General features: G+C 68.3%; 14 protein-coding genes. 4 read left to right on the forward strand and 10 right to left on the reverse strand.

The annotated features are described in order from the left end of the window. Positions 1–75: 75 nt before the first annotated feature. Entirely contained in the window at positions 76–810 is a 735-nt protein-coding gene (locus BLW00_RS23285; protein WP_092548604.1) for a hypothetical protein, read from the reverse strand. Then, positions 807–1,415, reverse strand: a complete 609-nt coding sequence (locus tag BLW00_RS02355; protein WP_245741216.1) for an RNA polymerase sigma factor — start codon at positions 1,413–1,415, stop codon at positions 807–809. Before BLW00_RS02355 ends, BLW00_RS23285 begins: the two co-directional genes overlap by 4 nt. Positions 1,416–1,482: 67 nt before the next feature. Here BLW00_RS02355 and BLW00_RS02360 point away from each other — a divergent pair, with 67 nt between their 5' ends. Beyond that, positions 1,483–2,757 (forward strand): wax ester/triacylglycerol synthase domain-containing protein, encoded by a 1,275-nt coding sequence (locus tag BLW00_RS02360; protein WP_092548610.1) that lies wholly within the window; start codon positions 1,483–1,485, stop codon positions 2,755–2,757. A 106-nt stretch (positions 2,758–2,863) separates the two neighbouring features. Here the strand turns inward: BLW00_RS02360 and BLW00_RS02365 are convergent, their stop codons facing one another. Together BLW00_RS02365 and BLW00_RS02370 are read right to left on the reverse strand one after the other, a co-directional pair. Continuing rightward, the gene (locus BLW00_RS02365) at positions 2,864–3,961 is read right to left on the reverse strand and encodes a hypothetical protein (RefSeq protein WP_092548613.1); all 1,098 of its coding nucleotides are present in this window, start codon (positions 3,959–3,961) and stop codon (positions 2,864–2,866) included. After that, positions 3,954–4,967 carry a TerC family protein gene (locus BLW00_RS02370; RefSeq protein WP_092548616.1) on the reverse strand — a complete coding sequence of 338 codons (1,014 nt, stop codon included), beginning with the start codon at positions 4,965–4,967 and terminating at the stop codon, positions 3,954–3,956. The genes BLW00_RS02365 and BLW00_RS02370 overlap by 8 nt, the downstream gene beginning before the upstream one ends. Before the next feature lie 241 nt (positions 4,968–5,208). Here BLW00_RS02370 and BLW00_RS02375 point away from each other — a divergent pair, with 241 nt between their 5' ends. Genes BLW00_RS02375 through BLW00_RS02385 form a run of 3 tightly spaced genes read left to right on the forward strand, consistent with a single transcriptional unit; the run spans position 5,209 to position 7,298 of the window. Further along, positions 5,209–5,964, forward strand: a complete 756-nt coding sequence (locus BLW00_RS02375) for an MSMEG_4193 family putative phosphomutase (RefSeq protein ID WP_092548619.1) — start codon at positions 5,209–5,211, stop codon at positions 5,962–5,964. A gap of 9 nt (positions 5,965–5,973) precedes the next feature. Beyond that, complete coding sequence (locus BLW00_RS02380) at positions 5,974–6,531, forward strand: DUF3090 domain-containing protein (protein ID WP_092548621.1); 558 nt, start codon at positions 5,974–5,976, stop codon at positions 6,529–6,531. After that, entirely contained in the window at positions 6,531–7,298 is a 768-nt protein-coding gene (locus tag BLW00_RS02385; RefSeq protein WP_092548624.1) for an SCO1664 family protein, read from the forward strand. The genes BLW00_RS02380 and BLW00_RS02385 overlap by 1 nt, the downstream gene beginning before the upstream one ends. 338 nt (positions 7,299–7,636) lie before the next feature. On the opposite strand, the gene BLW00_RS02390 is transcribed toward BLW00_RS02385, so the two are convergent. The 6 genes from BLW00_RS02390 to BLW00_RS02410 form a co-directional block, all read right to left on the reverse strand. Next, positions 7,637–8,098, reverse strand: coding sequence for a hypothetical protein (locus BLW00_RS02390; RefSeq protein ID WP_139256584.1), 462 nt, complete (start codon positions 8,096–8,098; stop codon positions 7,637–7,639). A 184-nt stretch (positions 8,099–8,282) separates the two neighbouring features. After that, the gene (locus BLW00_RS22795; protein WP_139256586.1) at positions 8,283–8,489 is read right to left on the reverse strand and encodes a hypothetical protein; all 207 of its coding nucleotides are present in this window, start codon (positions 8,487–8,489) and stop codon (positions 8,283–8,285) included. Positions 8,490–8,826: 337 nt separating this feature from the next. Further along, a complete protein-coding gene (locus BLW00_RS02395; RefSeq protein ID WP_092548630.1) occupies positions 8,827–9,432 on the reverse strand; it encodes a hypothetical protein in 606 nt (201 codons plus the stop codon). Between the two features lie 323 nt (positions 9,433–9,755). After that, on the reverse strand, positions 9,756–11,810 hold the full coding sequence (locus tag BLW00_RS02400; protein ID WP_092548633.1) for a vWA domain-containing protein: 2,055 nt from the start codon (positions 11,808–11,810) through the stop codon (positions 9,756–9,758). Continuing rightward, positions 11,803–13,185: a magnesium chelatase gene (locus BLW00_RS02405; protein ID WP_092548636.1), complete on the reverse strand. Its 1,383-nt coding sequence runs from the start codon at positions 13,183–13,185 to the stop codon at positions 11,803–11,805. The genes BLW00_RS02400 and BLW00_RS02405 overlap by 8 nt, the downstream gene beginning before the upstream one ends. 121 nt (positions 13,186–13,306) lie before the next feature. After that, entirely contained in the window at positions 13,307–13,747 is a 441-nt protein-coding gene (locus BLW00_RS02410; protein ID WP_092548639.1) for a hypothetical protein, read from the reverse strand. Positions 13,748–13,769: the final 22 nt, after the last annotated feature.

Raw genomic sequence — 13,769 nt, forward strand, 5'->3', positions numbered from 1 at the left:
GACGCATGACGAACACCCACTGCCTTGCCAGGTGTCCCCACACCCGGAGCCTCCGAGTCGTAGCCGGCGATCGTGTCAGGTGGGTGGGGCGTCCGATCCGGATGCCTCCTGATACGGCACGAGGTCGCCGAAACGCTCCGTGCCGTTCGTCTCGTACACGGCGTCGCCGGTGAAGAGGAAGAAGTCGCCGGGCAGCTCGGGCGAGAGGAAGACCGTGCCGTCGGAGCGGTCCTCGCTCGTGTAGCCCCTCGCGGTCAGTTCACCTTGCATGATCGCACGTTGATCCGCGGTCAGGGACGCGTAGGAGTAGATCGCGACGTTGTCGCTGTTCGGCACGCCCCACCGGCAGCTCACGCCGCCGTATTCGGCGAAGTGCTGGTGGAAGGTGCCGTAGTTCGCGGTGTCGTTCGGCCAGAGGTCGTCGAACTCCAGGCCGCTGGCCGCGAAGCCGGCGAGCACGTCCGGGGCGACGAGGGTGTCGCAGGTGAAGGCCGAAGGCGGAGCGGACGGAGGAGGCGTGGGCGTCGGGGTGACCGTCGGGACGGGAGTCGGAACAGGCGTGGGGGTGACCGGGATCACCGGCGGATCGGTGGCCACCGGCGCCGGCCCGAACAACGGCAGGCCCGCCAGGGTGATCACCACGGCCCCCGCCGCGATCGCGGCGACCAGGCCGAAACCCGTCGCCGCGGCGATGGTGCGACGCCGACGGGCACGCGCGGGCGAGAGCCGCGCGTCGGCGCGGGCATGCTCCACGAGGAGGGAGCGCAGCGCGCTCCTACGGGTGGGGTCGAGTTCGTCGCGCGGATTCATCGCGCACCTCCCGGGGTCGGAGCGGGAACCGTGTTCAGGGTGGCCAGCACATCGACGGACAGGCGCTGACGGGCTCGGGAGAGCCGCGACTTGACGGTGCCGGGCGCGACGCCGAGGGCGTCAGCGGCGTCGCGAGCGGTGAGGCCCTGGATGACGCAGAGCGTGATCACATCTCGATCGCGCCGGGGCAACCGGGCCAGCGCCTGCCGGGCCACCTCGACGGCGGCATCGCGGTCGAATCGGTCGCCCACCTCATCGGCATGGTCGGGGGTGCTCGACGATGCCAGTCCAGGATCGTGGAGTTTCGCGAGCAGCGCGCGGTGGCGATTACGCGAGCGAGCGGAGTTGCGGGCGACGTTGTTCGCGGTGAGGGCGAGCCAGGCGATGATCGACCCGTCGACCACTCGCACCGAGTCGCGCCGGCGCCAGGCCTCCAGGAAGACCAGGGCCGTGACGTCCTCGGCGTCGGCGAACGCCTCGGTCAGTCGGCGGGCCTGCCGGAAGATGCGGGCCTGATGCAGGTCGAAGATCGATCCGAAGGCATCCGGATCTCCTCCGCGGGCTCGCTCCCAGAGGGAGTGCTCGTCGGTGCTGTTCGTGGTCACACTGAATAATGTCCGGCACGGAGCACGGGGTTCCCGATTGACAGGCAGCGCGCCGTAGGCTGGCCGCATGGCCGACGAGGGCGATCGTCTCTCCGAGGATGACGCGCGCATCCTCGCACTCGAATCCGCCGTGCTGACCGGCCACACGCTGAAGCTCATGATCCTCGCGCCGGGGACGCCGCTCGACCTCGAGGCGCTTCGTCGCTCCGTCTCGGCGCGGCTCGCAGACCGGCCCCGCGCGACCCAGCGCGTCGAGATCGATGCCGACGGGGAGGCCCACTGGGTTCCCGCCACCGACTTCGACATCGCGCAGCACGTGCGGCGCCGTGCGGGCACGGAATGCGCCACCCGTGACGACCTGCGCCGCATGTCGGAGCACCTCGACCGCTCGCGCCCGCTCTGGACGCTCGACCTGATCGGACCGCTCGCCGACGGCACCGAAGCGATCGCCGCGCGCCTGCACCACGCGATGGTCGACGGGATCGCTGGACTGCGCTTTCTCGAAGGCATCCTCCTCGACCCGCACGACGCGCCGCTGCACCCGGTGGGCACCCGCGCATCAACGGCCGAAGCGGCCCGGCGCGAGGAATGGCGACGGATGCCGGGCGTCGTCGCGCGCGAGCTCGTCCATCCGGGATCGCGGTCCCCCTTCGACAAGCCGATCACCATCGCGCGGGAGGTCGCCTTCACCGCGGCGCCGCTCGACGGCCTCAAGTCGATCGGCGCCTCCCGGGCGGCCCACGCCACGGTCAACGACGTGCTGCTCGCCATCGTCTCCGGCGGGTTGAGCACCTGGCTCGACGAGCATCACCCCGGTGTCGACATCCGCGCCCGGGTGCCGGTGAGCCTCCACCATCGCGACGAGGACCCCACGGCTCCCGGCAACCGCGACTCCTTCATCGACGTCGACCTCTTCCTCAGTGAATCGGATCCGCTGCGCCGACTCGACCGCATCAGCGCCCGCACCCGCACCGAGAAGCAGCGCGACGACGCCGCACTCCTCTACGACCTGTTCCACGCACTCGGCCGGCTTGGCCGAGCGGGCGAACTCGCCCAGCGGATGGCCGGCAGCGCCCGGGAATTCAGCGTCGCGATCTCCAACGTGCCCGGCCCCCGTGACGCGGTCTCCGTGGCCGGGCGTCGTGTCGAGCAGCTCTTCTCGTCATCCGAGCCGGCGGCGCACCACGCCCTTCGCGTCGCCGCGATCTCGAACGCCGGCAAGGTCGGGATCGGCTTCTGCACCGACCCCACAGCCCTGCCCCGTGTGCACGCCCTGGCCGACGCGGTCGCCGCCTCCTACCGCGACCTGGCCCAAGCCGCCGCCTCCGCCGGCGGGACATGACGCCCCTGCGCTCGCTGAATCGCACACTTTGGCGGCTTCGGCGTCCGAGATAGCGCCACAACGTGCGGCTCAGCGGAGTTTCGGATGGAGGGGCCGCGGATCGGCGTCAGCGACGGAAGAGATCGCCGAGGCCCGGGACCTGGTCGCCGAGGCCCGAGATGGTCTCGCCCGCACCGGCCGCCAACTCATCGACCCCACCGGCGAGTCCATCCATGCCACCGGCAAGACCGTCCACGCCACCCCCAGTGAGGCCCTCGACGCCACCAGCGAGACCCTCGACACCACCGACGCCATCGGTGAGTGCCTCGAGGTCGATGGCCCCGGCGAGCGCGTCGAAGTCGACGCCCAGGTTCGTGGCCTGCTCGAGCAGCGGACCCGCCACCGAGCTCACGACCGCGCCGCCCGCGACCGCCGCGAGCATCCCGCCAGCGGCGAGCCCGGCCCCCGCGACGGCACCTCCCGCCAGCGCACCGCCCGCGGCTCCGCGCATCCCGGGCCGTACCCCCGGCGCCCGGCGGCCAACGGATGCAGCGGATGCAGCGGATGCACGCGGTGCGCCTCCCACCCGGGCAAGCAGCCCCCGCAGAAGCCCGGGCCGGGCCATCTCGGTGCGCGTCGCCGCGCGAGCCAGGTCGTCGGGCTGCGACGAGCGAGGCTGCTCGTGCCCCGGGAGTTCGGCGCGCATCCGCTCGTCGATCTGAGCGCGCTGCGCAGGTGTGAGCCGCTCGAACGCTTCGCGGTGCACCTGCTCGATCTGGTGCGGGTCGGCGGTCTGCAGCAGGTAGTCATAGCGGGCGATCGCCGCACGATCCCCGGGGTCGGCTGCCGCGGCCGCCGCACCAGCGCCGACTTCGGAGGTGGAAGCGACCGGTGCCGAGGACGTCGCAGCGGGCGACGCAGAAGGCGAAGTCTGCGCCCCGGACGTCCCAGCGAGCGACGCGGAAGGCGGAGTCCGCGCCGAGGACATCGCGGCGGTGGACGTAGAGGGCACAGGCCGCGCCGGTGACGTCCCAGCGGCCGCAGGCGATGTCCCGGCGGGCGCGGGCGGCGACGCCGACGCCGCCCCATCACCCGTCAGCGCCTCGGCCGCGTTGCGCACGACGGAGCGCCAGTCGCTCCCCCCGCCCCGCGCATCCGGAGTCGACGATCCGGTCTTGTCGAGGGCCTTCTGGGCGAGGCCGAGCAGTCGAGAGAGGTCAACCATGGTGTGCCTTTCGTTCTTCTTCGAGTTCGGGGGTCGAGGGATGAGGCCGGCGCCGGGTCGCCAGGAGGCTCGCCACGGTGGCGACGGAGATGGTGGCGCCGATGAACAGGAGGGAGAACCAGATCGGGATCTCGGGAATCCATGAGACGTGCTCTCCGCCGTTGACGAACGGCAGCTCGTTGACGTGCAGGGCGTGGAAGACGAGCTTCACCCCGATGAACGCGAGGATGACGGCGAGCCCCTGTGCGAGGTACACCAGCCGCTCGAGCAGCCCGCCGACGAGGAAGAACAGCTGCCGCAGCCCCATCAGCGCGAACGCGTTGGCGGTGAACACGATGTAGGCCTCGCTGGTGAGCCCGTAGATCGCGGGGATCGAATCGACCGCGAAGACCAGGTCGATGAATCCGATCGCGATGATGGTGAGGAGCATCGGCGTCACGAAGCGCTTGCCGCTCTGCACGACCGTGAGCTTGTCGCCGTGGTACTCGTCGGTCACCGGAAGGTGACGCCGCACGAAGCGCATGAACCGCCCGTCGGCGGGGTTCGAGTCGTGCGACCCGAACGCCTGGCGGTAGGCCAGAAAGAGCAGCAGGGCGCCGAAGAGGTAGAAGATCCAGGAGAAGTTCTCGATCAGGGTCGACCCGGCCGCGATGAAGCCGCCGCGCAGGATGAGCGCGATGACGATGCCGATCATCAGCACCTTCTGCTGGAAGGCCTTCGGCACCGCGAAGGCGCCCATCACCAGCAGGAAGACGAACAGGTTGTCGATCGACAGCGCCTTCTCGGTGAGGTAGCCGGCGAAGTACTCGCCGCCGTACGTCCAGCCCGAGAAAACGCCGATCCCGACACCGAACAGCACGGCGAGCCCGATGTAGAAGGCCGACCAGCGCGCCGACTCGGCGATGGTGGGTTCGTGCGGCTTCCGCACGTGGGCGAAGAACTCGTAGACGAAGAACAGGATCGTGACGGCGATCGTGACGATCCAGACCAGGGGTGTGACCTGCACGGGAGACTCCAAGGGGTAGGCGTTGACGATGACGCCAAGGTCTCCTCCGTTCCGCCTGAGCGGAACCGGTGGCCCGAGATGCGAGTGCATCCGTATTGACGAGCCGACCGCAGTCGGGAGTACTCCCCTTGTTGCCTCCAACGCTAGCGCAGCCCGCCCCGGCACCGGCGAACCTGCGACCGGATTCAGACGTTCTCTTCAGGGTCGAGCGCTCGAGCAGCCCACGCCTAGGCTTGCAGGCATGGCCACAGTCATCCTCGTGCGACACGGACGCACGGCCGCGAACGTCGAGGGCGTGCTCGCCGGGCGGGCTCCGGGCGTCGACCTCGACGCCGTGGGGCGCGAGCAGGCCGCACGCACGGCCGAGCGCCTCGCCGTTGTGCCCCTGGTCGGCGTGGTCTCGAGCCCTCTCGAGCGCTGCCGTCAGACCGCTGGATTCATCCTCGACCGGCAGAGCGGCGAATCGGATGCGCCGCTCGACATCGACGACGCCCTCACCGAGTGCGACTACGGCGACTGGCAGGGCCGCACGCTGCGCGACCTCGCGCAGGAGAAGCTCTGGTCGGTTGTGCAGACGCACCCCTCGGCCGCTGTCTTCCCGGGAGGTGAATCGCTCGCGGCGATGCAGGCCCGCGCGGTCGCCGCGATCCGTCGCCACGACGCCGCGGTCGAGGCCGAGTACGGCCCGGGCGCCGTCTGGGTGGCGGTGAGCCACGGCGACGTCATCAAGTCGATCCTGGCCGACGCCCTCGGCATGCACCTCGACTTGTTCCAGCGCATCAGCGTGGGCCCGGCATCCGTCTCCATCGTGCGCTACAGACCGAACCGGCCCGACGTGGTCTCGACGAACACCGACTCCGGCGACCTCTCGTGGCTCCGCACCGCGGTCCCAGCCGAGGATGCGCCGGTCGGCGGCGGCGCCGGCCCGGGCGGCGCAGGCCCGGCTGACACGGCGGATGCCGCCCCCACTCCGCCGCCCGCCCTTCGGCGCTCCTAAAATATCCCCATGCCCACAATCGCTCACGAGTTCGACTGGCCCGATCGCGTGGTCATCGGCACGGTCGGCAACCCCGGATCCCGCACCTTCTATCTGCAGGTGCGCGACGGTCGCCGCGTCGTCAGCGCCGCGCTCGAGAAGGAGCAGTCGGCCCTGTTGGCCGAGAAGATCGACGAGATCCTCGACGAGCTGATGGTGAACGAGGGCAACCCGTTCAGCGTGCCGGCCACGACGCCGGTCGAACTGGTCGACAACGACCCGCTCGACCAGCCGGTCGACGAGCAGTTCCGCACCGGCGCGATGGGCCTCGGCTGGGATCCGTCGACCGCCCAGGTGGTGCTCGAGGCCTATCCGCTGATCGTCGTCGACGCCGACGAGGTCGACGCCCTCGACGAAGACGACCTCGAGCCCGAAGAAGTGCTGCTGGTGCGGATGCCGGTGGGCACCGCCCGCGCGTTCGCCAAGCGCACCCGCGAGATCGTGGGCGCCGGCCGTCCCCTCTGCCCGCTCTGCGGCACCCCGATCGATCCCGAAGGCCACGTCTGCCCCGAACCCGACGACCGGTGATGACGGAGGCCGAACGGATCGACGGCGAGCTCGAACTCACCGGGCGCATCACGACGGCCTCGAACGCCACCTTCCTCGGCCGCATCGGCGACACCGAGGTCGTCTACAAGCCGATCGCCGGCGAGGCACCGCTCTGGGACTTCCCCGACGGCAACCTCGCCCACCGCGAGGCCGCGGCCTACCTGGTCTCGGAGTCGTTCGGGTGGAACGTGGTGCCCCGCACCTGGCTCCGCGACGGCCCGTTCGGCCGGGGCATGGTGCAGCTCTGGCAAGACGTCGATCCGGAGCAGGACGCGGTCGACCTGGTCGCCTCCGACGCCGTGCCCGAAGAGGGTTGGCGCGAGGTCTTCGACGGCCGCGACGAGAACGACCGGCCGGTGACGCTCATCCACGAGGACTCGGTGGCGCTGCGACGGATGGCCGTGTTCGACGTGGTGGTGAACAACGCCGACCGCAAGGGCGGGCACGTGCTGCCGATGCCCGACGGCCACCGCTACGGCGTCGACCACGGACTGACCTTCCACGTCGACCACAAGCTGCGCACCGTGCTCTGGGGCTGGCTGGGCGACGACCTCACCCTCGACGAGCTGGCCGCGATCCAGCGGGTGCGTGCCGATCTCGGCGGCGATCTCGGCGCATCCCTCTCGCCCCTGCTGAGCGATTTCGAGATCGGCGCCTTCGCCGCGCGCCTGGACCGTCTCCGTGCTCGCGCCGTCTTCCCCGCGCCGAGCGGCGACATGCCGGCGGTGCCGTACCCCCTGTTCTGAGCGCCTTTGACAGCAAGAAGCAGCTAGAAATTCGATACCCGTAACTGTCAGCCACCGCCTGCCACCCCACCAATCCCGATGCAGCGGATGGGCGTGGGCTGCCCGGAGGCCGATCGGCCTGGTGTTAGTTCCCGCAGGTCTTGAACTGGCACGTCCATCACTTCCGCCAAATACTCCATACTTCGCATCAAGAGCCTTCCCGGAAAGCGGCAATATCCCAAGTCAACCGTAGGGAATGAGGGTGAACGGAGCTCACGAACTGGCGCCGAGAATATCCGTCCACTGATAGGCGGGTGAAGGTCTGGCCGCCCGAGCTTCGTGATTTGCGCGGACGGTGCTTAACTATCCCGAAGCGCGGCTAACATCGCCATCGTGCGATCGAGTTCGCCCGGCGCCATCGGTCGCGCGCCAAACGGATATGAGCCCAGAAGAGGCAACGTCAGATTCGCTGTCCCCCACGGCGCGGGAACCACAAGAACCAATGCGATGTGTTTGTCAGTGACGATCCTCACCGCCGACGCATGAACTCCAATCACCTCTGACCAGCGCCAGGACAGGATCACTTCAGGGTTCATCCTCCCCTTCCACAGCGCGATACCTTGGGAGCCGACCGAGATGCTGATCCCGTAGGGGAGCGCTCCCGCAGACGGAAACCCACTCTGTAAGACATGCCGAAGTTCCTCGGTGCTGAAAGCAGAAAGAACCATGGTCCAGTCAGGGTCCGCGAGAATGCGAGCGTTCCGGGTCGTCCACCCGCCGACAACGCTGATGATCGCGAAAACGAGAATGATGGTTGGCACTACGGATAACGCAAGCACGCCAATGACTCCCCAGGCGAACCCAGGGTCGCCGGTAAGTTGCACAGATCGTTGGAACTGCAGTACCAGGAGACCGACACCGACGACCGGAACCGCGATGACCCCGATCCAGAAGCCGAGCGCACCGTGTGTGGATTTCGTATTGACGGAGGTATGTGAGTTCTGCCTACGGCGCAAAAGCCAACCCTCCCGCATAAATCTGCCAACCGTTTGCGGTCATCTCACCTGAGAATTCCTGTTCAAAATCGGGCAGGCTCAAGGCGGACGCTGCGCCGAACCCCCAGATCGACCGTTCCAATCCCTTCTTTCCGGCGATTCCGATCCCACCAAAGGCCATGCCAGCTAGTCCAACCCGGCAGCTAACTGTTTGCATGCCCAATCCGCAGTCGAGCAGAGTCGACGCCGCACCCATTAGCGAGGACACACCCAATAGCGGCCCACCGGCGGGTGTTTCCGCTCCCCGATGGTGGTCTTCGATTCTTCGCCCAGGATAGATGATTCCCCGAGAATACGGGCGGAGAGCAGGCTCGCAAACCCTGCGCGCCTGCCACCCTATTTGCCACCCCGTCGCCGCGACTATGCATTAGGTGGGAGTCGCCATCAGGATCTCCCATCCATCTGACGGCTCGCCAGAGGTGCCAACGATGACGTGTATCGTCCATGATCTGGTGACGAAACAGTCGATATCGACCACGCCAAGGGTGCCACTTTCACCTCGATACCCGCTTCACGTCAAGTACCTCCGAGATCGTCTCCGTCACCCTGTCCGCCTCCACCGGCCTGATGTTTCGTAGAGGAATCGGCGGCGCGACGAGAAATCGCAACACCCCGCCACCATCAGCGATCTCGATTGTCACGACAGGTGCCGCCGGTACGTTCCGAAACGGCTCCAACGCCCAACCAACCGCTCGAACCCGTTCGGCGGGCACAAAGACGATCTGCCTTGGAGTCTTACCGCCGATCCAGATTCCCACCCCACGCTTTTCAACCGAAACCACCGAGTAAGACCCCACCCGATCGCCGACTTGATTGGACTCCGTCTTCCAACGTTCCATGATGTCGTCGACGGACGCGTCTGTGTTGACGCTCAGAAGAACGGCGGGAGTTGGCAGTTCAGGCATAGACCTCAACGTCATCCTTGAGGGGAGGGTGAGTGCGATCAGTGCGATGCCGGCGATGAGGATGATCCCGAGGACAACCCCGAGGCCCACGAAGAGTTCAGCGGGGACCGGGCGATTGATGTAACGAACCACGATCACGCCGACCAGACCAGTCAGCGCGACCAGGATCGGGACGGTGCGCTTCCAATTAGACACTGCTCACACCCTCAGCAACTCGAGGGGAACGAACACTCGTGTACTCCGTATTGTGTGCGAGGTCGGTCTCGCTCCCCCGGCACTCCCCCGAGCGCCGGGGCCGGATATACCCGAATAGTTGTGTTTCATCAAATTGTCCCCAAGACGGAAATATCGAGATCGCCTAATCACACACTGTGAGTACCCAACTCGTCCCGAAGAATTGAGGTCCACGCTTGGGCCGGCGTAATTCGCTACAGCAATTCATTCAATATGATTATATCTCATATGCTTCAAGAGACTGTGTCTAGGTGTGCCGACCCGGAGTCCGCGGTGGGGACGCGTCAGCCCCAGCGACCCCAGCCGCGGCCGAACATGTCGTCGAAGGAGCCGCCCGAGGCGCCGAAACCGTCGTCGCCGCGCCGGGAGCCGAGATACGAGCCCACCACGGCCGCGCCCAAATCGTCGAGCTCGGGCGCCACGACCGTGCCGCCGACCCGCTTCGCCATCGACGCGATGAAGCGCGCGAGCCCCGGGTCTTCGCCGAGCCGGAAGAACGTGGTCTTCGCCCCCAGCCGCATCGAGTTGTCGAGCTCGCGCACCGCGTAGGCGACGGTCAGCGGATGCGGCGGGTAGGTGAAGTAGACCTCGCCGTTCGCCTCGAGGTGCGAGGTCGGCTCCCCGTCGGTGACGATGAGCAGCACCGGCTGGGCGTTCGGATGCTTGCGGAAGTGCCGGTTCGCCAGCAGGAGGGCATGGTGCAGGTTGGTGCCCTTGTCCCACTTCGCCTCGAGGGCGGTGAGCTGCTCGATGTCCATCACCTCGGCGTGCCGGCCGAAGCCGATGAGCTGCAGGTCGTCGCCCCGGAACCGGCTCGTGATCAGGGTGTGCAGGGCCAGTGCCGTGCGCTTCATCGGCACCCAGCGCCCATCCATCGCCATCGAGAACGAGGTGTCGACGAGTAGCGCCACGCACGCCTGCGTGCGGTCCTCGGTCTCCTGCACCTCGACGTCGCCGATCTCCAGACGCACCCCTGACCCGGCAGGCCGGCCCTCGCCTGCCGCCCGGGTCACGGCGTTCGTGATCGTGCGCGTCACGTCCCAGGGTTCGGTGTCGCCGAACGCCCACTCGCGCGTCGCGCCGGAGAGGTCGCCCGCGGCGCCCGCCTGGCGGAGGTCACGGGCGCCCTGCCGGCCCGACATCCGTTCGGCCACATCGCGCAGCAGCGCCTTGCCGAGCTGCCGCATCGCCTTGGGTGTCATCTTGAGCTGCCCGTCGGAGCCACGCTTCATCGTTCCGGTGTCGCGCAGCGCCTTCTCGAGCTGCTGCAGGGTGCGTGCATCCACGGCCGCCTCGTCGCCGAGCTGGCGGGCCAGCTTCTCGAGGTCGAGGTCGTCCATCCGCGAACCGTCGTACGACTGCGAGAGCTGCTCGGAGAGCTGATCGAGGTCGGCGAGGTCTTGGAAGACGCCGGTTCCATCGCCGAGGCCCAGACCCTCCGCGCCCTCCAGCTCCTCCGAGCCGCCCCAGTTCTCGCCCGGGCGGAGGTCGCGCAGGTTGCCGTCGAGCTGCGCGAGCGACTGCATCAGGTCGGGTGAGCCGAAGGCCTGCTGGGCGAGCGCATCCAGTTCGTCGCGCTGTTGCTGGGTCATCGAGTTGCGCATCCGCTGCGCCGCCGCCGCGCGCGCCGCAAGGGTGTCGAGCAGTTCCTCGATGTTCTGCGGGTTCTCGGGAAAGTACTCGCCGTGCGCGGCCATGAAGTCGTCGAACTGCTGCTGCGTGTCGTCGCCACGCTTGTGCGCCTCGAGCAGGTCGTTGAGGTCGCGCATCATCTCGGTGATGGCGGCGCGGTCGTCGTCGGTGGCGTTCTCGAGCGCGTTCTTCATGCCGGCGAAGCGCTGGTCGAGCATCTCGCGACCGAGCAGGTCTTTGATCTTCTCGAAGTCGGCGCGCGCCTCGCTGCTCTTCCAGTCGTAGCCGTTCAGCTCGCTGACGGCGGCGGCAGCGGATGGCGGCAGGTTGTCGAGCTGCATCTGCGCCAGGGCGCGGTCGCCCTCGTCCATGAGTGCGTCGCGCGCGAGCTGCTTGCGCTCCGCCAGCACCGCCTTGTCGAGCAGTTCCTTCACCTCGCGCAGGGTGCCGTCGAGGTTGTGCTTCTGGGTCAGCTCGCGCCGGCGCTCGGCCACCCGGCCGGCCAGGTCGTCGAGGCCTGACTGATCGCGACCGCCCCGGCGGAGGAACTCGCGCAGCGCCTGCTCGGGTGAGTAGCCCGCCATCACGTCTTCGCCGATGGCGTCGAGCGCCTCCTTCAGATCGACCGGCGGCGCGAGCGGATCGGGTCCGTCGACGTACTTGCCGTAGCGCGACCCGCGGGTGAGACGGCGATTCGCCCTAGCCATAGATCGTCTCGCCGCCAGCGCTGTCTTTGCTGATCTTGCGCGAGAGGTAGAGGCCCTCGAGCGCGAGTTCGATGGCCCCGGCCCGCTCGCCGTCATTGCGCGCGCCCAAGCGGTCGCAGATCTCGTCGTAGAGCTCGGATTCGCCGAGCGACGGCAGGCCGGCGAGGAAGTCGCGCGCCGCCACCTGCTCCCCGGTGGTGACCATGACGCCGCTCTCCAGCGCATCCACCAGCAGCGAGAAGTCGATGCCGCGGAAGTGTGCCCGCACGGTCTCGGCGGTGGCGGTGCGCAGCAGGTGGTCGAGGATCTCGTCTTCCCGCCCCTCCTCGCCCGACTCGAACTCGATCTTGCCGCCGAGCACGTCGACCGCGGTCTCGAGGTCGACCGGCCGCGCCACCGCCTCGGCCTCGCCCTGCCGGGTGGCGCGGTGGATGGCCGCCGCGGCGATTGTCTCGGCGCCGGCGATCGCGAATCGGGCGCTCACGCCGCTGCGCTGATCGACGGCGTTCGATTCGCGGAGCGCGCGGGTGAAGCGGGCGAGGATCTCGACCAGGTAGTCAGGCACCTCGGCGACGAGCTCAGCCTCCTGGCGGATGACCGCCACCTCGTCGTCGAGCTCCGTGGGGTAATGGGTGCGGATCTCGGCGCCGAAACGGTCTTTCAGCGGCGTGATGATGCGCCCGCGGTTCGTGTAGTCCTCGGGGTTGGCGCTGGCCACCACAAGCACGTCGAGCGGGAGTCGCAGCACGTAGCCGCGGATCTGGATGTCGCGCTCCTCCATCACGTTGAGCATCGCCACCTGGATGCGCTCGGCGAGATCGGGCAGCTCGTTGATGGCCACGATGCCGCGGTGGCTGCGCGGGATGAGGCCGAAGTGGATGGTCTCCGGGTCGCCGAGGCTCCGCCCTTCGGCGACCTTCATCGGGTCGACGTCGCCGATCAGGTCGGCCACGCTCGTGTCGGGCGTGGCGAGCTTCTCGAAGTAGCGCTCCTCGCGGGCCCGCCAGGCCACCGGGAGCTCGTCGCCCAGTTCGACGGCGCGACGCTTGCTCTCGGAGGTGATCGGGTCGTACGGATGCTCGCCCAGCTCCGATCCCGCGATCACCGGCGACCACTCGTCGAGGAGCCCGCTGAGCGTGCGCAGCAGCCGGGTCTTGCCCTGCCCGCGTTCGCCGAGCAGCACCACGTCGTGCCCGGCGATGAGGGCGCGTTCGAGCTGCGGGATGACGGTGGACTCGAAGCCGTGGAGTCCCGGCCACGGGTCGCGGCCCTCGCGGAGGGCGGTGAGCAGGTTGTCGCGGATCTCGGCGCGCAACGACTTCTCGACGTGTCCGGATGCCCGGAGCTCGCCGACCGTTGCCAGGGTTGGACGCATCACGCGAGCAACGATACGCCGCGAATCCGCGGGTCGAGTCACTGCGCAGCGAATGCCCGGGCAGAGCACGAGTCACCGCCTCCCGCCCGGCGGGGAGCACGGTCGAGGCGTCGCCTTCAGGTCAGCTGCAGCCCTTGCCCAGATCGGTCAGAGCGTTCTGGAGATCGGTCGTCTCGGTGACGAACCTCTGAGGGTCGGCGGCCTCGGCCTTCGTCGCCACAGCACTGACGTCGTCACTGAAAGCCGTGAGAGCACGCACGACCTCGTCGGCAAGAGGCTTCACCGTGCTGTTGGTCACCTCCGCGGATCCTGCTGAGAATGCATCGGTGACGGTCGCGAGGCTCGTGGCGGCGGCCGCAGGATCGGTCAGGATGCCCTGGGTGATGCCCGACATGTTGTCACTGAGCGAAGTGACTGCCGTCGCCATCTTGTCGCAGGCTGCTTTCACCGTCTGTTCGGCGGTGGGCGCCGGCACCGACGTCCCGGTGCACCCGGAGAGCGCGGCAGAGCCGGCCACGAGGAGTGCGGCCAGGGCCAGGCGGATGGAGCGATTCGAGGTCATTGTGGTCCTTCGGGGGTGCAGG

This window comes from Herbiconiux ginsengi (genome assembly GCF_900107435.1).
Taxonomy (GTDB): domain Bacteria; phylum Actinomycetota; class Actinomycetes; order Actinomycetales; family Microbacteriaceae; genus Herbiconiux; species Herbiconiux ginsengi.